Genomic DNA, 19,622 nt, shown 5'->3' with positions numbered 1-19,622 from the left:
ACCGGCGGGCGCCGGGGCGTGACAGATTGTGACGCGCGTCACATCAGGTGTCAGACCACCCCCAGCGCCAGCATGGCGTCGGCCACCCGGATGAACCCCGCGATGTTAGCGCCGGCCACGTAGTTGCCGGGCTGGCCGTACTCGTCGGCGGTGACCAGGCAGCGGTTGTGGATGCGCCGCATGATCTGCTCGAGTCGCATCTCGGTTTCGGCGAACGTCCACGAGTCCCGCGAGGCGTTCTGCTGCATCTCCAGCGCGCTGGTGGCGACGCCGCCGGCGTTGGCCGCCTTGCCCGGTGCGAACGTCACACCCGCGTTGGCGAAATGTTTGACCGCGGTAGGGGAGCACGGCATGTTCGCACCCTCGGCGACGACGCGGCACCCGTTCTCGATCAGCGCCAGCGCTTCGTCGCCGTTGATCTCGTTCTGCGTGGCGCACGGCACCGCGATCTCACACGGGACGTTCCACACATTGCGGTCGGCGACGAACTCCGCTGTGCCACCACGAATCTCGACGTAATCGGCGATGCGGGCCCTGCGTACCTCCTTGACCTCCTTGAGGATGTCGAGGTCGATGCCCTTCTCGTCGACGACATAGCCGCTCGAATCCGAACATGCGACCACGGTGCCGCCCAGTTCGTGGATCTTCTCGATCGCATAGATCGCCACGTTGCCCGAACCCGACACCACGGCGCGCTTGCCTTCGAACGTGTCGTTGTTGGCCTTGAGGATCTCGTTGACGAAGAAGATCGTTCCGTAGCCCGTGGCCTCGGTGCGGACCTGGGAACCACCCCAGGTCAGTCCCTTGCCGGTGAGGGTGCCGGACTCGTAGCGGTTGGTGATGCGCTTGTATTGCCCGAACAGGTAACCGATCTCACGCGTGCCCACGCCGGCGTCCCCGGCGGGTACGTCGGTGTACTCGCCGAGATGGCGGTACAACTCGGTCATGAACGACTGACAGAACCGCATGACCTCTTCGTCGGAGCGGCCCTTGGGGTCGAAGTCGGCGCCGCCCTTGCCGCCGCCGATCGGCATGCCGGTCAGCGAGTTCTTGAAGATCTGCTCGAAGCCGAGGAATTTGACGATTCCGAGGTAGACCGACGGGTGGAACCGCAGGCCGCCCTTGAACGGACCCAGCGCGGAGTTGAACTCCACGCGGAAGCCGCGGTTGATCTGCACGGTGCCGCGGTCGTCGACCCAGGGCACCCGGAAGATGATCTGGCGTTCGGGCTCGCACAGGCGCCTGATGACCTCGGAGTCGACGTATTCGGGGTGCTTCTCCACCACCGGTCCGAGGCTGTTGAGGACCTCGTAGACGGATTGGTGGAACTCGGTCTCGCCTGCGTTGCGCTTGGCGACCTCTTCGTAGAGGTCGTGCAGTTTCTCGTGTAGTCCGTTCACTTTTCGATCACTCAGCCTGGTAGCGGGGGAACACACCGGTCGGGGCCGGTAGGGCGGTGCCTGGCTTCAGCCGGATGCTGACAGCGGCGAAGGTTCGTTCGTCGGGGTTCTGCCCGAGCAAGTCGAGCAGCTTAGCCGATGAGTCGGGCATCACGGGCTGCGTCAGCAGCGCGGCGATCCGCACGACCTCGAGCGTCGTGTATAGCACCGTGCCGAATCGGCGCTGATCCTGCGCCGACTCCGACTTGCGCAGCACCCACGGTTCCTGGGCGGAGAAGTACCTGTTCGCCGCGCCCAGGACGGACCAGATCGCCTCGAGCGCCAGGTGCATCGCGACGGCGTCGTAGTGGCCGCGCACCCGGTCGATCAGCGCGTCGGCCGATTCGAGCAGTGTCGCGTCGTCATCGGTGAAATCTCCTGGCTCAGGGACGATTCCGTCGAGGTTCTTGGCGACCATCGACAGCGACCGCTGTGCCAGGTTGCCCAGCTCGTTGGCCAGGTCGGCGTTGATGCGGCCGATGATCGCGTCCTCGCTGTAGCTGCCGTCCTGACCGAACGGCACCTCGCGCAGGAAGAAGTAGCGCACCTGGTCGAGCCCGAAAGTATCGACGAGGTTCACGGGGTCGATGATGTTGCCGACGGACTTGCTCATCTTCTCGCCGCGGTTGAGCACGAAGCCGTGCGCGAAGACCTTGCGCGGCAACTCGATTCCCGCCGACATCAGGAACGCCGGCCAGTAGACGGTGTGGAACCGGATGATGTCCTTGCCGATCATGTGCAGATCGGCGGGCCAGTACCGCTGGAAGGCCTCCGACGACGTGTCCGGGAAACCGACGCCGGTCAGGTAATTGGTCAGCGCGTCCACCCACACGTACATGACGTGGTCGGGATGGTCGGGCACCGGCACGCCCCAGTCGAACGTGGTGCGCGAGATCGACAGATCTCGCAGCCCGCCGGAGACGAAGCTGACGACCTCGTTGCGCCGCACGTCGGGCTCGATGAATTCCGGATGCGCCCGATAGTGCTCCAGCAAGCGGTCCGTGTAGGCCGACAGCCGGAAGAAGTAGGTCTGCTCCTCGGTCCATGTCACGGGCGCGCCGGTCTCGACCGCGACCCGCACGCCGTCGGCACCGACGTTCGTCTCGGCGTCGGTGAAGAACCGCTCGTCGCGAACCGAGTACCAGCCCTTGTAGGAGTCGAGGTAGATGTCACCGGCGTCGTTCATCCGGCGCCAGATCTCCTTTGAGGCCTCGAAATGGTCGGCATCCGAGGTGCGGATGAACCGGTCGAAGGAGATGTTCAGCTTGCGCTGCAGGCGCTCGAACACATCGGAGTTCTGCCGCGCCAGGTCGGCGGTGGGGATGCCCAGCGTTTTCGCCGCCTCGGCCATCTTCAGGCCGTGCACGTCGGTGCCGGTCAGGTACCGCACGTCGAATCCGTCCAGCCGCTTGAACCGGGCGATGGCGTCGGTGGCGATGTACTCGTAGGCGTGGCCGACGTGCGGATCGCCGTTCGGGTAGGCGATCGCGGTGGTGATGTAGAAGGGCGCGCCTGGGCTCGGCGCTTGCGCCCCGCGGACAGCAGTACTCATTTCAACTCAGCTTATGGTGTGGCGGTGAACGCTAAGCGCTCAGGCAGACGGGAGCGGCCGCCCGCCCCGACGCCGCTGAGCCCGCTGATCGACGCGCACACCCATCTCGATGCATGTGGTGCCTCGGACGCGGCCGACGTCACCGCGATCGTCGACCGCGCGGCGGCGGTCGGCGTCGGGGCCGTTGTCACCATCGCCGACGATCTCGACTCCGCACGCTGGGTCACCGAAGCCGCCGAGGCGGACGAGCGGGTCTACGCCGCGGTCGCCCTGCACCCGACGCGCACCGAGGCCCTGACCGATCAAGCCAAGACCGTCATCGAGCGTCTGGCCGGCCATCCGCGCGTCGTCGCGATCGGCGAGACGGGCCTCGACCTGTACTGGCCGGGCAAGCTGGAGGGCTGCGCGGAACCGGGCATCCAACGCGACGCGTTCGCCTGGCACATCGACCTCGCCAAGCGGACCGGCAAGCCGCTGATGATCCACAACCGCGAGGCCGACGACCAGATTCTGGACGTGCTGGCCGCCGAAGGCGCCCCCGACACTGTGATCTTCCACTGCTTTTCCTCGGGGCCTCAGATGGCGCGTCGGTGTATCGAGGCGGGCTGGCTACTGAGTCTGTCGGGCACCGTCAGCTTCAAGAACGCCAAAGCCCTGCAAGAAGCCGCGCAACTGATCCCGGCCGGGCAAATGCTCGTCGAGACCGACGCGCCGTTCCTGACGCCCCACCCGTACCGCGGCGCACCCAACGAGCCGTACTGCCTTCCCTACACTGTGCGGGCGTTGGCGGAGATCGTCGGTAAGCCGGCTGAGGTCGTCGCGCGGGAAACCACCACCACAGCCGAACGCGCGTACGGCCTTGCGAGTTGCTGACTCGAGGCCTCTCCGTTACCGTGCTGTGACCGAAAGCGAAGCACCGCAAGGACGCGGGCGCTCCGTCCGATAGTCGGGGATATACGACGTTTTGAACACTTTCACAAAGCTCCACGAGGCGCGTTCACCGCTACTTCGTCTGCTGGTCGGTGCGACCTTGCTCGCACTCACCTTCGCCGGCGGCTACGCGGTCGCTGCACACAAGACCGTCACGCTGACCGTGGACGGATCGTCGACAACGGTGGCGACCATGAAGTCGCGCGTGATCGACGTGGTCGAGGAGAACGGGTTCGACGTCGGCGACCGCGACGACCTCTTTCCGGCCGCCGATCAGCCGGTGAACCAGGCCGACACCATCGTGCTGCGCCGCAGCCGCCCGCTTCAGCTCTCACTGGACGGCGAGGACAGCAAGCAGGTGTGGACCACCGCGTCGACGGTCGACGAGGCTCTCGCCCAGCTTGAGATGACCGACAAGGCGCCCGCCGCCGCCTCGCGCGCGAGCCGGGTCCCGCTGGCGGGTATGTCGCTGCCGGTGGTCAGCGCCAAGACCGTGCACATCGATGACGGCGGAACGACGCGCAGCGTGACTCTGGCCGCCCCGAACATCGCGGCCCTGCTCGCCGAGGCGGGCGCACCGCTCGAGCAGCGTGACGCCGTCGTCCCCGCCGCATCGGCTCCCGTCACCGACGGCATGCACGTGCAGGTGACGCGCAACCGGATCGACAAGATCGCCGAGCGCGTGCCGTTGCCGCCCGCCCTCAAGCGCATCGAGGATCCGACGCTGAACCAGAGCCGGCAGGTCGTCGAGGACCCGGGAATGCCGGGCACGCAGGACGTGATCTTTGCGGTGGCGAAACTCAACGGTGTGGAGACCGGCAGGTTGCCAGTAGCCAATGTCGTTGTAACGCCCGCCCGAGAAGGTGTTGTGCGAGTCGGCACCAAACCCGGCACCGAGGTGCCGGCGGTGTCCAACGGAGCCACCTGGGACGCCCTTGCGCGGTGCGAAGCCGGAGGTAATTGGGCGATCAACACCGGCAACGGATATTACGGCGGCGTTCAATTCGACCAAAACACCTGGGAGCGCAACGGCGGTCTGCGCTATGCTGCGAGAGCCGATTTGGCAACAAGAGAAGAACAGATCGCGATTGCTGAAGTCACTCGGGCGCGACAAGGGTGGGGCGCGTGGCCGACTTGTAGCGGGAGGATTGGTGCGCGCTGACCATTCGACTACTCGGGCGGACCGAGATAAGACAACTGGCGAAGGCGATCGACTTCCGGCCGCGCAAATCGTTCGGACAGAACTTCGTCCATGACGCCAACACCGTACGGCGAATCGTTTCGGCGTCCGGTGTCCACAAGCATGACCACGTTCTCGAGGTCGGGCCCGGACTGGGCTCGCTGACGCTGGCACTGCTCGACCGCGGCGCGCGGGTGACCGCCGTCGAGATCGACCCCGTGCTGGCGCGGCAACTGCCGACCACGATCGCCGAGCATTCGCACAGCGAGATCAACCGGCTCACGGTGCTCAACCGCGACATCCTCGGCTTGCGACGCGAGGAGCTCGGCGAGGAGCCCACGGCCCTGGTCGCCAACCTGCCGTACAACATCGCGGTCCCGGCCCTGCTGCATCTGCTGGCCGAGTTTCCCTCGATCCGCACCGTGATGGTGATGGTGCAGGCCGAGGTGGCAGAGCGGCTCGCGGCCGAACCCGGCGGCAAGGATTACGGCGTGCCCAGCGCCAAGGTGCGCTTCTTCGGCAAGGTCCGGCGCCACGGCATGGTGTCGCCGACGGTGTTCTGGCCGATCCCCCGGGTGTATTCGGGCCTGGTCGGCATCGAGCGCTACGAGACGTCGCCGTGGCCGACCGACGAGAGCTTCCGTGAGCAGGTCTTCGCCCTGATCGACATCGCGTTCGCGCAACGGCGCAAGACCGCCCGCAACGCGTTCGCCGAATGGGCGGGTTCGGGTAACGAGTCGGCGCGCAGGCTGCTCGCCGCCAGCATCGATCCGTCACGCCGCGGCGAGACACTGTCCATCGCCGATTTCGTCCGGCTGTTGCAGCGGTCAGAAGAGGTCGACAAGCCGATGGTTCAGGAAGCCAAGGGTTCGATCAGCGTCCGTTGACGGCGCGCACGACCAGCGCGATGAACTCGCGGCAGGACTGGTAACGGTCCGTGGGCGCCTTCGCCAGGGCTTTGGCCACAATCGAGTCGAAAGCGCGTGGCAGCCAGTCGAACTCGCGTGAGAACCGTGGTGGCGGGCGATGCAGGTGCGCCTCGACCAATCCGACGCGGGAACCCTCCCGAAACGGCGGCGTCCCGGTGATCAGTTCCACCGCCGTGCAGGCCAGCGCGTATTCGTCGGTCGCTTCTGTCGGCGCCCGACCCGCGATCAGCTCCGGTGCCGAGTAGGGCAGCGAGGCCTCCACGTGCGTCGGTCGGCGGCCGATGTCGTCGGTGATCTCGACCGCCACCCCGAAGTCGATCAGCACGGCCTGCGACCGGTCGGCTTCGAGCAGGATGTTGGCGGGCTTGACGTCGCAGTGCACGATCGCGCGGTTGTGGATGTAGTCCAGCGCGTCGGCGATCTGGCCGAGGGCGGCGAGGCGTTCGGGGACCGTCGGCAGGCTCTGCACTGCGCCGCCCGCGACGAACTGCATCGTCAGCCACCCCGGGCCCCGCTCGTACACGGTGACGATGTGAGGGTGGTCGAGCCGGTCGGCGAACTCGAACTCACGCCGCAGCCGGGCCACGTGCGCTCGATCGCGAGCGTGTTCGTCGAGGACCTTCAAAGCGACCACCCGCCGCGGGTTGTCGGCGGCGTGCACCCGGTAGACCGTGGCCGATCCGCCGTGGCCGAGGACCTCGTCGACCACGTAGTCGTCGAACCGGTCGCCGGCGGACAGCACGAGCTCAGACTAGTGCGGCGACGGCGCGCGCCTTCTGACACGCTGCCCGCCACTTGTCCTTTCGATAGTGTCGTGCCGTGCCGGGCTGGAACGGGAACACCGCCTCCGAATGGGTGCCGACGGGGTCGGTCACCGTGCGGGTGCCCGGCAAGGTCAACCTGTACCTGGAGGTGGGGGACCGCCGCGACGACGGCTACCACGAGCTCACCACGGTGTTCCACGCCGTCTCGCTGCTCGACGAGATCACCGTCAGCAACGCCGACATGCTGTCGCTGGAGCTCTCCGGTGAAGGGGCCGAATCCCTGCCGGCCGACGAGCGCAACCTCGCCTGGCAGGCCGCCGAGTTGATGGCCGAACACGTGGGGCGGGCGCCGGATGTGGCGATCTCGATCGACAAGTCCATACCGGTCGCCGGCGGCATGGCCGGCGGCAGCGCTGACGCGGCGGCGGTGCTGGTCGCGATGAACACGCTGTGGGAGTTGGGCGTGCCGCGGCGCGATCTGCATACGCTGGCGGCCCGGTTGGGCAGCGACGTGCCGTTCGCACTGCACGGGGGGACCGCGTTGGGCACCGGGCGCGGTGAGGAGCTGGCGACGGTGCTGGCCCGTACGACGTTCCACTGGGTGCTGGCCTTTGCCGACGGCGGATTGTCGACGCCGGCGGTCTTCGCCGAGATCGACCGGCTGCGCGACTCGGCGGGGTCCGGCCGCGAACCACCGCCGCGGCTCGACGACGCCGAACCGGTGCTGGCCGCTCTGGCATCCGGCGATCCGGCCCAACTCGCCCCGCTGCTCGGCAACGACCTGCAGCCCGCGGCGCTGAGCCTCGACCCCGGGTTGCGCCGCACGCTGCGCGCTGGCGCCGAGGCCGGCGCGTTGGCGGGCATCGTGTCGGGGTCGGGGCCGACGTGCGCGTTTCTGTGCGCCTCGGCGGGCCAAGCGGTCGACGTCGGCGCACAGCTCGCCGGCGCGGGGGTGTGCCGCACCGTGCGAGTGGCCAGCGGCCCCGTCCAGGGCGCGCGGGTGGTGCCGACGCCGTCGACGTCGGCGTGAGACCACCCCGTTCGCGCAGTCCGGTACGAAAGATGCGGGGGTTTCTGTACCCGGTTGAGCGCTCGGCTGCGGTTTGGTCACAAGCGGGTGTGACCCAGACCTCAATACTCGCGAGAGTTTGGCGGCTACTTAAGAGTTGCATAAGATGGCCGATGGTGAAGATTAGCTGTCATGCATCGGACACGACTTACTTTCCCGCCGGACACCTCGGTGGGCGCCTCGTCGGATATGGCGACGGCCGCGGTGCATCACCATTTCGAGACTCAACCGCTCCCGATTCGTGTGCGCGCCTTCGCGACCGCGTCTGCGATCGGGCGGAGCATGTGACGAGGTTGTTTGCGCTGAGCCCCATGCCGCAGGCGCAGCGGCTCCAGAAACCGAGGAGGGTGTCGTGAGCCGATTCACCGAGAAGATGTACCGCAATGCCCGCACCGTGACGACGGGCATGGTCACCGGTGAACCGTACGAACCCGTCCGCCACACCTGGGGCGAGGTGCACGAGCGCGCGCGCTGCATCGCCGGTGGCCTCGAGAAGGCCGGCATCGGCCTCGGCGACGCGGTCGGCGTGCTGGCCGGCTTCCCTGTCGAGATCGCCCCGACCGCCCAGGGCCTGTGGATGCGCGGCGCCAGCCTGACCATGCTGCACCAGCCCACCCCGCGCACCGACCTCGCGGTCTGGGCCGAGGACACGATGAACGTCGTGCGGATGATCGAGGCCAAGGCCGTCATCGTCTCCGAACCGTTCATGGTCGCCATCCCGGTGCTTCAGGAGCAGGGCATCACGGTCCTCACGGTGACGGACCTGATGGCCTCCGATCCGATCGATCCGATCGACGTCGGCGAGGACGATCTCGCGCTGATGCAATTGACCAGCGGCTCGACTGGATCTCCCAAGGCGGTCCAGATCACGCACCGCAACATCTACTCCAACGCCGAGGCGATGTTCATCGGCGCCGAGTACGACGTCGAGAAGGACGTCATGGTCAGTTGGCTGCCGTGCTTCCACGACATGGGCATGGTCGGCTTTTTGACCATCCCGATGTACTTCGGCGCGGAACTGGTCAAGGTCACGCCGATGGACTTCCTGCGCGACACCCTGCTGTGGGCCAAGCTCATCGACAAGTACAAGGGCACGATGACCGCGGCGCCGAACTTCGCCTATGCGCTGTTCGCCAAGCGGTTGCGCCGTCAGGCCAAGCCGGGTGAGTTCGACCTGTCCACGCTGCGGTTCGCGCTGTCGGGCGCCGAGCCCGTCGAGCCCGCCGACGTCGAGGACCTGCTGGATGCCGGCAAGCCGTTCGGCCTGAAGCCCGACGCGATCCTGCCCGCCTACGGCATGGCCGAGACCACGCTCGCGGTGTCGTTCTCCCCGTGCGGTGCGGGTCTGGTGGTCGACGAGGTCGACGCCGATCTGCTGGCCGCGCTGCGCCGCGCCGTGCCGGCGACCAAGGGCAACACCCGACGCTTGGCCTCGCTGGGACCGCTGCTGCGCGACCTCGAGGCCCGCGTCATCGACGAGCAGGGCAACGTGATGCCCCCGCGTGGCGTCGGCGTCATCGAGCTTCGCGGCGAATGCCTGACGCCCGGCTACATCACCATGGGCGGATTCATCCCGGCGCAGGACGAGCACGGCTGGTACGACACCGGCGACCTGGGCTACATCACCGACGAAGGCAACATCGTCGTGTGCGGCCGGGTCAAGGACGTCATCATCATGGCCGGCCGCAACATCTATCCGACCGACATCGAACGCGCCGCCTGCCGTGTCGAGGGGGTCCGACCGGGATGCGCCGTCGCCGTGCGCCTCGACGCGGGCCACTCGCGGGAGACGTTCGCCGTCGCCGTGGAGTCCAACGCCTGGCAGGATCCCGTCGAGGTGCGCCGGATCGAGCAGCAGGTCGCCCACGAGGTGGTCGGCGAGGTCGACGTGCGTCCGCGCAACGTCGTCGTGCTCGGACCCGGCACCATCCCCAAGACGCCGTCGGGCAAGCTGCGCCGCAGCAACTCCGTCTCGCTCGTCACCTAAACCCCCAGTTGGGGCGAGCGACCGTGTTTGGCATACGACACGCCGCGTAGCGCGTGCACTTGGCGGTCGCTCGCCACGTAACGAGCGGTCGCTCCATGTCGATACGGTCGGTGCCATGTCTTCTGCACCCGCCGTCGAAGCGATCGATCTTGTAAAGCGTTTCGGCGACGGCGAACCGGCCGTCGACCATGTCAGCTTCACCGTTCCTCCCGGCACCGTGCTCGGCCTGCTGGGCCCCAACGGCGCCGGCAAGACCACCACGGTGCGGATGATGACGACGTTGACCGCACCCACCAGCGGCACCGCCCGCGTCGCCGGCTACGACGTCGTCCGCGAACCCGATCAGGTGCGCCGCAACATGGGTCTGACCGGGCAGGTCGCCACCGTCGACGAGCTGCTCACCGGCCGCGAGAACATCCGGATGATCGGCGGGCTCTACGGCATCCGCCGCAAAGACCTCACCCGGCTGGGTGATCAACTGCTCGAACAGTTTTCGATCGCCGACGCCGCCGATCGCGTGGTGAAGTCATACTCGGGCGGCATGCGTCGCCGGCTCGATCTCGCGGTGAGCCTGCTCGCCTCGCCGCCGGTGTTGTTCCTCGACGAGCCGACCACCGGGCTGGATCCGCGCAGCCGTAGCGAATTATGGGAAACGCTGCGGGATCTCGTCGATCAAGGCACCACGCTGCTGCTGACCACGCAGTACCTCGAAGAGGCCGATCAGCTCGCGGACAACATCCTGGTGATCGACAAGGGGCGCATCATCGCCGAGGGCTCGCCACTTCAGCTCAAACAGCAGGCAGGCAACGCCAGCCTGGTCGTCACCGTGACCAGCGCCGAGGACCTTCCCGCCGCCGAGGCGCTGCTCGCCGAGGACGGAAGCGAAGTGTTCGTAAACGTCGGCGCACGTGAATTGACCGCAGCCGCCGACGGTCTCGACGACATGATCCGCGTCGCGGGTCGGCTGCGGGACAACAACATCGCCGTCGACGACATCGGGTTGTCGCGTCCGAGCCTCGACGACGTCTTCCTCTCGCTGACCGGTCACCGCAGCGAACAGGAGGACGGCGCATGACCGCCGAAGGTGACGCCACGACCGTGGCGCCGCCGGCGCATGCTGCGGGGCAACGAGTCTCGGTTCGGCGCACCAACATCGCCCAACAGTCCTGGATCATGGTCAAACGCAACATGATCCACACCAAGCGTATGCCCGAGATGCTCAGCGACGTCACCACCCAACCCATCATGTTCGTGTTGCTGTTCGCGTTCGTGTTCGGCGCATCGATACCCAACCCGGGAGGCACCAACTACCGCGAGTTCCTGCTGCCGGGCATCCAGGCGCAGACCATCGTGTTCTCGGCGTTCGTCGTGGCATCCGGTATCACCGCCGACATCGAGAAGGGAATCATCGACCGGTTCCGGTCGCTGCCGATCTCACGGTCGTCGGTGCTCATCGGTCGCAGCATCGCCAGCTTGCTCCACTCGTCGCTGGGCGTGGTGGTGATGGCGCTGACGGGCCTGGCGATCGGCTGGCGCATCCGCGGCAGCGTCGCCGAGGCGGTGCTGGCCTTCGCTCTGGTCCTCGTCTTCGGGTTCGGAATGATCTGGTTCGGCATCCTGATCGGCTCACTGCTGCGTACCGTCGAAGCCGTCAACGGGGTGATGTTCACCGTCTTGTTCCCGATCACGTTCCTGGCCAACACATTTGTCCCAACAGAGCCGATGCCTCGCTGGCTGCGGGTCATCGCCGAGTGGAACCCGGTGTCATCGCTGGCTCAGGCGATGCGCCAACTGTGGGGCAACGGCGGACCCGCCCCGCCCGATGCGCAGCTGCCGCTGCACCATCCGGTGCTGGCAACCGTCATCTGGTCCCTGCTGCTGACGGCGGTCTTCGCGCCGTTCGCCCTGCGCGCCTACGCCCGCCGCACCGGCCGCTAGGCGCGAATCGCCGCGACCGTCCACGCGGGCAGGATCGGCGCCCTGGTCAGGAAGTGCTCCGACTGACCGGTCGCCCGCAACAGCACCTGCGTCCGCAGGATGCAGCAGCCCATGCGGACCATCGCGAATATCTCGTACCAGTCGAGATCTCGCAGTGGCCTGCCCAACATCTCCTCGTAGCGTCCGACAACCGAGTCGCGGCTGTCGAAGCCTTCCAGTTCGGGGTCGAGGTCCAATCCGTTGACCTCGAGCATCTGCTTGCGGGTGGCCAGCCACCACGCGACGTCGGCTTCAGCGGGGCACACGCAGGCCTGCTCCCAGTCGAGTGCGCCGACCAGTTGACCGGAATCGTCGAAGATGGCGTTGGACAACCGCGCATCGCCCCAGCAGATACTCAAATCGGTTGTGACAGCGGGCATGCGACGTGTCAACCAGTCGAACGCCTCGGTGATGACATCGGGAACCCGGTCGTCGGTGCCCCATCTGACGTACTCCCGCCACCACTCGAGTTCGGCGCTGACGCCGACGCCCTCGGGACGCGCCAGCCACGGGGCCTGTTCGGGCGGCACCCGATGCAACCGCGCCAACGTTTCGAGGAACGAGTCGTGCACACGGCGTTGCACGGTCACGCCGGCGTCGTGCAGCCAACCGCGGGTCGCATAGCTGGTGTCCGACGGGGTGTGACCGAGGATCCGCGGCATCACAAGGAATTTCGAACCGATCCACGACTCGTCGGGCTCGTAGACGATCGGTGACGGGGTCGCGACGCCGTGTTCGTGGAGGAGTCTCTGCGTCGCGGCCTGCGCGTCGAGGTCGTAGTCGGGAAAGATACCGCCGCCCGCGGGCGGTATCCGGATGACATGTTCGCTGCGTCGTCCGCCGATTTCGGCGGCGAACACCAGTGTTTCGCTCGACCACCCCGCGGCCCGGTTCGCAGGCCGCAGTTCGGACACCACCACCTCGTCGGTATGCCGGTGGGCGAACCAGTCCCGCAGCCTCGCGCGGGTCTCCTCGAGGTCGCGTCTGACCAGAGCGATGCCCGCCATGCAGAAAGGCTTACACGCGGCCGGTGCGATGTAAAGGCTCAAGTCGTTACATCTGATGGTTCGTATGTAATACGCTCACCGCGTGACCCGACAGCAGGCTGTCATCTTCGGCGACATCGACGACCACGACCGGCCACTGGCGGTCCTGGTCCACGGCTTCCCCGACACCCCGTTCACCTGGCGCCACCTCGGGCCGCATCTGGTCGGCCACGGTTACCGCGTCGTCGCGCCGTGGCTCCCCGGATACGACGCACCGGTCGGGCGCCCGGTCAGCGTGGGCACCTACGTGCGTCATGTGCGCCAGGTGGCCCAGGCCGGCGGAGCCGACGACCGCGCCGTGCTGATCGGACACGATTGGGGTGCGCACGCCGGCTACGGCGTGGTCGCGGGCCCGTCCCCGGTGTTCGGGCGTTTCGTGGCGCTCGCCGTACCGCCGATCGGTGCGCTGGCGACCGGCCTGTTCACCTATCGGCAACTCAAACGGTCGTTCTACATCTGGTTCATCCAGCAGGCCGGGTTGGCCGAGGCGGCGTTGCTCGCACCCGGCTTCTGGGAGTCTCTGTGGGCGGACTGGTCGCCGGAATACGACTGTGCGCAAGACATCGCCGAACTGCGACGCCATGTCACCGCCGAGAACATCACCGACGTCGTCGGGCCGTACCGCGCGTCGTTCAATCCCGAGTTCGACGACCCGGACGCCGTCGACGAGGCCGCGGCGACGGCGGTGCCGCCCCCGGTCCCGACGCTCTACCTGCACGGTCTGCAGGACGGCGCGATAGGCGCTGAGCTGCTGGGCGACCTGGATCAGTACCTGCCGACCGCCGGGTCGTCGTATGAAGTCCTCGACGGTGTCGGCCACTTCCTGCACCTCGAACAGCCCGGGCTGATCGCGGCCAAGATCACCGACTGGCTGGGCGCCGACTGAGCGACGCGGAACGTCCGTTGCGCGCGGCGTCGAGCCCCGCGGCGTGGCGCAGCTCGGCGAGGAAGTTCTCGGGGCTGCCGCCACCGAGCAGGTAGTGACACACGGCGATGCGAACCACGGCCGCCGCGGCGACGTCCTTGTTGTCGCCGGGAATGATCCGCGCGACCCGCTCGTGCATGATCGGCAACACCCGCCTCATCTGTGCAAGCACGTGTTCGGGTTCCACATCGGCGAGCGACCCGAGTGAGTAGGTGCTCTGGAACTCGACGATGAAGCGCAACGCCGCGTCGAGGCGGTCGGGGCCCACGAGACCCGTCATCGCGCTCGCGATTCCCGCGTCGAAGTTGTCCTGCTCGTAGAGGGCGAAGGCCTCGAGCAACCCCTCCTTCGAACCGAAGTGGCGGTACAGGGTCGGACGAGACACACCTGCCTCGGCGGCGACATCGGACAGCTGCAACTTTCGCCGACCGTCTCGGGCCAGCACCACGAAGGTCGCGGCGAGGATGCGCCGCCGCGACTGCTCGGCATCCTCGGTGCGGGCCATGTTCAACCTTTACATCTATGGGGTCAAATGTCACACTTACGCTACATCAAACCCGAGCGCCACCGGATTGAAGCAATGTCGCATCCGGTGCGGAGGAGAGCAACGGTGCCCGACCTCATCGTCCGCAAGATCGGATGGGAGTTCGACGCGTCGGTGCCGTTCATGTGGCAGCCGGCCAACCCGAATTTCGGACTGTTCTGCAACGCGTTCACCTTCATCGCGGTGCCGTTCGAACGCTACATCGTCAGCGCGGTGCGGATGGCCGAGGACCGGTTGGCCGAAAGCCCCCACGTCGCGGCCGAGGCCAAGGGATTCCTCAAGCAGGAGGCGCAGCATGCCGCGGCGCATCGTAAGCACATGCTCGCGCTGATCGACCGCTACCCCGACCTCGAACAGTGCTACGCCGACGCCTGCGCGGCCTATGACGAGTTGCTGAACAACGAGCCGGTCGCCTTCCACCTGGCCTACATCGCGAACCTGGAAGCCACCTTCACCCCGCTGTTCAAAGTGATTCTCGACCACCGTGATTCGCTGTTCGGCGGGGGCGATGTCCGGGTCGCCTCGCTGATGATGTGGCACTTCGTCGAGGAGATCGAGCACCGCAGTTCGGGGCTGATCCTGTGCAACCACGTCAACCCCCACCCGTGGTCGCGCGTCAAGCACATCAAAAGAACGTTCAGCCATGTCGGCGCCATCGCCGACGCGATCGCGAAAGTGTTCGACGAGGTGGTGCCGATCGAGGATCGCGGCGTCTCCACCCGCGAAATGTTGTCCGGCGACTTCTTGACCGGTGAGCTCAGACACCGCCTGCCCATCGTGCGCCGCCTGCGCGACGGCGGGGGAGCGCCGACGATCTTCCAACCGGTGCCCACCGGCGATCTGGCGAAAATGGTGTGGCGGCTGGCGCTTTCGCAGATGCCGTACCACGACCCGGCCGACCAACCGCTGCCCGCGTGGGCGCAGACCTGGATGCGCGCCTACGACAGCGGCGCAGACATGACGACGTTCGCCCGGTCGTCGGGTACCACGGGAAGGTGACATCGATTGTTGACGACGAACTACGGCGGTCTGGTACCCGAAGACGAGTCGCTCACCCACCAGATCGTCGACACGTTCGCGACGGTCAGCCAATCGGATCCATCGTGGACGGAGAAGATCTGGACGCTGGCGCATGCACGGGACAATTCGCTGCAGGTCGTCCTCGGCGTCGGAAAGTACACCAACCGTGGGGTGTTCGACGGTGCGGCCGGGGTGTGCCGCGGCACCGAGCAGTGGACCGTGCGCGCCGGACGCCGCCTGTCGGCCGACCCCTCCTCGACCGAGGTCGGGCCGATCCGCTATCGCGTGCTCGAACCGCTGCGGTCTATTCAGGTGAGCCTGGAGGCGACCGAACACGCACCGATCTGTTTCGACGTCGTCATGCGGGGGAGCTTCGACGCGGCGCTGGAGGATCCGTGGCCCGACCGCAGCCCGGACGGCTACCGCGTCACCCATAATGTGTTGCGCTACCACCAGATCGGGGTGGCGTCGGGCTGGGTCGAGGTCGACGGCCGCCGTACCGAGATCCAAGCCGACGAGTGGATTTCGGTACGGGACCATTCCTGGGGCCTGCGGCCCGGGGTCGGCAAACCCATCCCCGGCCTGCCTCGCGGCGGCCGCAAGATCAAGCAGATGTTCATGACCTGGCTGCCGATGACGCTGACGCGCCCGGACGGCTCGGCGTACTCGCTGTTCGTGATGTACCAGGAGGAGCGCGGCGACGGATTCCTCGAAATCCGTTGTCAGGCAGAACAACAGAACGACGACGGGACGTCACACCGATTTGCCTCGGTGGAGCAGGATCTGCACTTCAACGACGAGAACCGGCGACTGACCCACGGGACGGTCACGTTGATCGACTCCGATGGGTCGCGCCGGCCGCTGACGATCACCGCGGCCGGGCCGACGGGCTTTCACCTCGGCACGGCCGGGTATTACGGCTGGAACGACTGGGTTTACGGCCAGTGGGTGGGCGATCTGCGGGTCGAGGGTTACCACGTGACCGACTGCGACTCCGCAGAGAACGCGCGCAAGCTGCATCAACTGCGCGATCTCCTGGTCCGCGTGGACGATCCGGTGGGCGGCGGTTCCGGGCTCGGCAACGCCGAGACGTTCGCACTGGGGGAGTTCCCCGAGCGGGGGCTCACCGCCGAGAACTCGTTCCTCTGAATCGATGCCCCGATTCCGCGGCCAAGCACTGTGACGAGGGCCGCCGGGCGCACGCGGAATACATCGTCGTCGCCTCGGCGTTTGGCCATGCATGAAGACGAGACTGCCGCTGCGTCGGCTGATGATCATGGTTGCGGCAGGGCTCATCTCGGGTGCAGCGCTGATGTCGGCAGCACCTGCCGTCGCGGCGCCCACCGGCGAGTGTCCCGATGTCCAGGTGGTGTTCGCTCGCGGCACCGGGGAACCGGCGGGCGTCGGCCGCGTCGGCCAGGCGTTCGTCGACGCGTTGCGACCGCTCGTGGGGAACAAGTCCGTCGCCGTCTATCCGGTCAATTATCCTGCGACACGGGACTTTCTGCGCGCTGCCGAGGGCGCAAACGACGCCAGCATCTTCGTCCAGAACATCGCGACCACCTGCCCGGACACCAGGATCGTGCTCGGCGGCTACTCACAGGGTGCAGCCGTCGTCGACGCCATCGCCCTGGCGAACACACCGACGCTCGGCTTCACTCAGCCGATGCCGGCCGCGGTGGCCGACCACGTCGCCGCGGTGGCGGTGTTCGGCAATCCGTCGATCCGTCTGCTCGGCGGTCCGCTCACCGCGCTGAGCCCGGGCTACGGGGCCAAGGCCATCGACCTGTGCAATGGCGCGGATCCGGTGTGCTCCAACGGAAACGATGTCGCGGCGCACAGCCTCTACGTCGAGACAGGGCTCGCCGCGCAGGCCGCGCAGTTCACCGCCGAGCGCCTCGGTGCCGGGGCGCCAATCACCACGCTGTCCGGCCACGCCGGCGGTTGAGGTCAGCCCCAGGCGTGAACGATGTTCTGCGCCGGTTCCACGCCCTGTGCCACCAGGATCTCCGTGGCGTCGGCGGCCTGCTCACAGATCGTCGGGACTTCCTTCCACTCCGCGGAGGTGAAGGTGCTCAGCACGAACTTGGCGCCTTCGGTGCGGCCGGGCGGGCGGCCGATGCCGATGCGGACGCGTTGAAAGTCGTTGCTGCCCAACGACGAAGCCACTGACCGTAGGCCGTTGTGCCCGGCCACGCCGCCACCGAACTTCAGCCGTATCCGGCCGAAGTCGATGTCGAGCTCGTCGTGGATCACGACGATGTCGGCCACCGGCACCGAATAGAACTTGGCCAGTGGCCCGACCTGCCGGCCCGACTCGTTCATGTAGGTACGCGGTTTGGCCAACACCACCGAGCGTCCGGCGAGGTGGCCGGTGACCACCTCGGCGCCGGACTTCTTGTGCACCTTGAACCCCGAACCCATGCGGTCGGCGAGGATGTCGGCGACGAGGAACCCGAGGTTGTGCCGCGTGGTGGCGTATTGCGGTCCCGGATTGCCCAGGCCGACCACGAGAAGTGGTTCGGCCATGCCGGTCTACTCGGATTCTTCGGCGGGTGCCGCTTCGGCCGACTCGCCCTCGCCCTCGTCGGTGGCCTCGGCGACCTCGGCGGCTGCCTCCTCCGGCGCCTCTCCGCCGCCCTCGGCCTCGAGTTCCTCGGCAGACGGCGCCTCGACGACGTTGACCACCAGCATCTCCGGATCCGAGATCAGCGAGACGCCCGAGGGCAGCTCGATGGAACCCGCGGTGAACTGCGTGCCGGCCTCGACACCCTCGACGGACACCGTCAGCTGCTGGGGGATCGACAGCGCGTCGGCCTCGACCTCGACGGTGCTGGCGTCCTGGGTGACAAGCGTGCCGGGCACCGCCTCACCCTCGATGATGACGTTGACCTCGACGACCACCTTCTCGCCACGGCGCACGACGAGCAGATCGGCGTGCGTGATGGTGCGCCGGATCGGGTGGATGTCGAGGGCCTTGGTCAGTGCGAGCTGCTCCTTGCCGTCGACGTCGAGCGTCAGCACCGCGTTGGTGCCCGCACGGCGCAGGACGGCCGCGAAGTCATGGCCGTCGAGTTCGAGGTGCTGCGGATCGGCGCCGTGACCGTAGAGAACCGCGGGCACCTTGCCGTTGCGGCGGGCGCGGCGCGATGCGCCCTTGCCGGTCTCGGTGCGGACCGCGGCGGTCAGGTTGTTGGGGGCGTTCTTCGCCATGATGTGGGTCCTCCTGTCGTGTGCTCGGCACGGCGGGGCTCAACCACAAAGGTTCGCGTCGATAACGGTGGCCTGCGGGGCCACCCTCGCCGTGATCACCGGCCAGGGTAGCCGGAAACGCCGGTCAGGCCCAAATCAGAGCGGGAACTTGGTGTCGGTGAGCTGCTCGGAGAGCTCCCACAGCGCGCTCGCCGTCCGGCCGTCGCGAGCCAGCGGGCTGCGGAAGCCCGTCGGCCCGGTGGGCCCGCGACTACCGAAGCGCGGGCCGACGAACGTGTCACCCGGCAGGTCCTCGGCCACCGCGTACAGGGTCTGGCGGGCACCGAACTCGGGCTCGGTGGCGAACAGCCGGTTGGCGGCGAGCCAGAAGCGCGTTCCGATCGGGTTGCCCGTCTGGCCCTGCAGGTTCGTCGCGGAATAGCCCGGATGCGCGGCGATCGCCCGGATCTGCGAGCCCACCTCGTCGAGTCGACGCTGCAGATCCGACGTGAACAGCAGGTTCGCGAGCTTCGACTGACCGTAGGCCGGCCACGCCAGATACGGCCGGGCCTTCCAGTTGAGGTCCTTGAGGTTGATCCGGCCGAGGAAATGCATGACCGAGGACACCGTTACCACCCGGTCGCTGATCTTGGGCAGCAGCAGGTTCGTCAGGGCGAAGTGACCGAGATGGTTGGTGCCGATCTGGCTCTCGAACCCGTCGACCGTCAACGCGTAGGGGACAGCCATGATGCCGGCATTGTTGACCAGCACGTCGACCGCCTCGACGCCGTCGGCGAACGCGCGCACCGACGCCAGGTCCTGCAGGTCCAGCTTGCGGACCTCGACATCGCCCGTGATCGTGCCCGCGGCCTCGTCACCTTTGGCGGTGTTGCGCACGGCGAGGATGACCTTGGCGCCCGCGCCGGCCAGCTCGCGCGCCGTGATCAAACCGATGCCGCTGTTGGCGCCGGTGACGATGACGGTGCGTCCGGCGAAGGAGGGCAGATCCGCGGCAGTCCAACTCATGCCGACCACCCTAGTGAGTTGGCGCGAAATGGCATTCGCGCA

19 protein-coding genes are annotated in these 19,622 nt (G+C 67.3%); 11 read left to right on the top strand and 8 right to left on the bottom strand.

The genetic code is table 11. From position 1 onward, the window contains the following. Positions 1-50 precede the first annotated feature (50 nt). A complete protein-coding gene (gene gdhA, locus AU072_RS01395) occupies positions 51-1,400 on the bottom strand; it encodes an NADP-specific glutamate dehydrogenase (RefSeq protein ID WP_064412068.1) in 1,350 nt (449 codons plus the stop codon). Between the two features lie 7 nt (positions 1,401-1,407). Next, positions 1,408-2,991, bottom strand: coding sequence for a methionine--tRNA ligase (gene metG, locus AU072_RS01390; RefSeq protein ID WP_064412067.1), 1,584 nt, complete (start codon positions 2,989-2,991; stop codon positions 1,408-1,410). 24 nt (positions 2,992-3,015) lie between these two features. On the opposite strand from metG, the gene AU072_RS01385 reads away from it, so the two are divergent. The 3 genes from AU072_RS01385 (at position 3,016) to rsmA (ending at position 5,988) form a co-directional block, all read left to right on the top strand. Then, entirely contained in the window at positions 3,016-3,864 is an 849-nt protein-coding gene (locus AU072_RS01385) for a TatD family hydrolase (protein WP_064412316.1), read from the top strand. A gap of 91 nt (positions 3,865-3,955) precedes the next feature. Beyond that, positions 3,956-5,083, top strand: coding sequence for a resuscitation-promoting factor (locus AU072_RS01380; protein ID WP_064412066.1), 1,128 nt, complete (start codon positions 3,956-3,958; stop codon positions 5,081-5,083). Beyond that, complete coding sequence (gene rsmA, locus AU072_RS01375) at positions 5,080-5,988, top strand: 16S rRNA (adenine(1518)-N(6)/adenine(1519)-N(6))-dimethyltransferase RsmA (RefSeq protein ID WP_064412065.1); 909 nt, start codon at positions 5,080-5,082, stop codon at positions 5,986-5,988. Before AU072_RS01380 ends, rsmA begins: the two co-directional genes overlap by 4 nt. Here rsmA and AU072_RS01370 read toward each other — a convergent pair. Continuing rightward, positions 5,975-6,772: a serine/threonine-protein kinase gene (locus tag AU072_RS01370; RefSeq protein ID WP_064412064.1), complete on the bottom strand. Its 798-nt coding sequence runs from the start codon at positions 6,770-6,772 to the stop codon at positions 5,975-5,977. The genes rsmA and AU072_RS01370 overlap by 14 nt on opposite strands. A gap of 77 nt (positions 6,773-6,849) precedes the next feature. Between AU072_RS01370 and AU072_RS01365 the strand changes: the two genes are divergently transcribed. From AU072_RS01365 to AU072_RS01350, 4 genes are all read left to right on the top strand, one after another. After that, positions 6,850-7,824 (top strand): 4-(cytidine 5'-diphospho)-2-C-methyl-D-erythritol kinase, encoded by a 975-nt coding sequence (locus tag AU072_RS01365; protein WP_064412063.1) that lies wholly within the window; start codon positions 6,850-6,852, stop codon positions 7,822-7,824. Between the two features lie 391 nt (positions 7,825-8,215). Beyond that, complete coding sequence (locus AU072_RS01360; protein ID WP_064412062.1) at positions 8,216-9,850, top strand: fatty acyl-AMP ligase; 1,635 nt, start codon at positions 8,216-8,218, stop codon at positions 9,848-9,850. Between the two features lie 115 nt (positions 9,851-9,965). Next, a complete protein-coding gene (locus tag AU072_RS01355; RefSeq protein WP_064412061.1) occupies positions 9,966-10,925 on the top strand; it encodes an efflux ABC transporter ATPase subunit, DrrA-related in 960 nt (319 codons plus the stop codon). Then, entirely contained in the window at positions 10,922-11,788 is an 867-nt protein-coding gene (locus AU072_RS01350; protein WP_064412060.1) for an ABC transporter permease, read from the top strand. The genes AU072_RS01355 and AU072_RS01350 overlap by 4 nt, the downstream gene beginning before the upstream one ends. On the opposite strand, the gene AU072_RS01345 is transcribed toward AU072_RS01350, so the two are convergent. After that, entirely contained in the window at positions 11,785-12,834 is a 1,050-nt protein-coding gene (locus tag AU072_RS01345; RefSeq protein ID WP_064412059.1) for a phosphotransferase family protein, read from the bottom strand. The two genes, AU072_RS01350 and AU072_RS01345, sit on opposite strands and share 4 nt — an antisense overlap. An 82-nt stretch (positions 12,835-12,916) precedes the next feature. Between AU072_RS01345 and AU072_RS01340 the strand changes: the two genes are divergently transcribed. Beyond that, positions 12,917-13,759: an alpha/beta fold hydrolase gene (locus AU072_RS01340; RefSeq protein ID WP_064412058.1), complete on the top strand. Its 843-nt coding sequence runs from the start codon at positions 12,917-12,919 to the stop codon at positions 13,757-13,759. On the opposite strand, the gene AU072_RS01335 is transcribed toward AU072_RS01340, so the two are convergent. Beyond that, positions 13,734-14,303, bottom strand: a complete 570-nt coding sequence (locus AU072_RS01335) for a TetR/AcrR family transcriptional regulator (RefSeq protein WP_064412057.1) — start codon at positions 14,301-14,303, stop codon at positions 13,734-13,736. The genes AU072_RS01340 and AU072_RS01335 overlap by 26 nt on opposite strands. 105 nt (positions 14,304-14,408) lie before the next feature. Between AU072_RS01335 and AU072_RS01330 the strand changes: the two genes are divergently transcribed. The 3 genes from AU072_RS01330 to AU072_RS01320 all read left to right on the top strand — a co-directional run bounded on the left by AU072_RS01330 (position 14,409) and on the right by AU072_RS01320 (position 17,310). Continuing rightward, complete coding sequence (locus AU072_RS01330; protein ID WP_064412056.1) at positions 14,409-15,341, top strand: metal-dependent hydrolase; 933 nt, start codon at positions 14,409-14,411, stop codon at positions 15,339-15,341. A gap of 9 nt (positions 15,342-15,350) precedes the next feature. Next, the gene (locus AU072_RS01325) at positions 15,351-16,511 is read left to right on the top strand and encodes an Rv3169 family protein (protein WP_235629898.1); all 1,161 of its coding nucleotides are present in this window, start codon (positions 15,351-15,353) and stop codon (positions 16,509-16,511) included. Positions 16,512-16,602: 91 nt separating this feature from the next. Further along, complete coding sequence (locus AU072_RS01320; RefSeq protein WP_064412054.1) at positions 16,603-17,310, top strand: cutinase family protein; 708 nt, start codon at positions 16,603-16,605, stop codon at positions 17,308-17,310. A gap of 2 nt (positions 17,311-17,312) precedes the next feature. Here the strand turns inward: AU072_RS01320 and pth are convergent, their stop codons facing one another. From pth to AU072_RS01305, 3 genes are all read right to left on the bottom strand, one after another. Continuing rightward, a complete protein-coding gene (gene pth, locus AU072_RS01315; protein ID WP_064412053.1) occupies positions 17,313-17,891 on the bottom strand; it encodes an aminoacyl-tRNA hydrolase in 579 nt (192 codons plus the stop codon). Positions 17,892-17,897: 6 nt separating this feature from the next. Next, positions 17,898-18,575 carry a 50S ribosomal protein L25/general stress protein Ctc gene (locus tag AU072_RS01310; protein ID WP_064412052.1) on the bottom strand — a complete coding sequence of 226 codons (678 nt, stop codon included), beginning with the start codon at positions 18,573-18,575 and terminating at the stop codon, positions 17,898-17,900. 135 nt (positions 18,576-18,710) lie between these two features. Beyond that, positions 18,711-19,580: an oxidoreductase gene (locus AU072_RS01305; RefSeq protein ID WP_064412051.1), complete on the bottom strand. Its 870-nt coding sequence runs from the start codon at positions 19,578-19,580 to the stop codon at positions 18,711-18,713. Positions 19,581-19,622 lie beyond the last annotated feature (42 nt).

It is taken from the genome of Mycolicibacterium novocastrense (genome assembly GCF_001499835.1).
Taxonomy (GTDB): Bacteria; Actinomycetota; Actinomycetes; order Mycobacteriales; family Mycobacteriaceae; genus Mycobacterium; species Mycobacterium novocastrense.
This window is presented reverse-complemented; position numbering and strand designations above follow the sequence as displayed.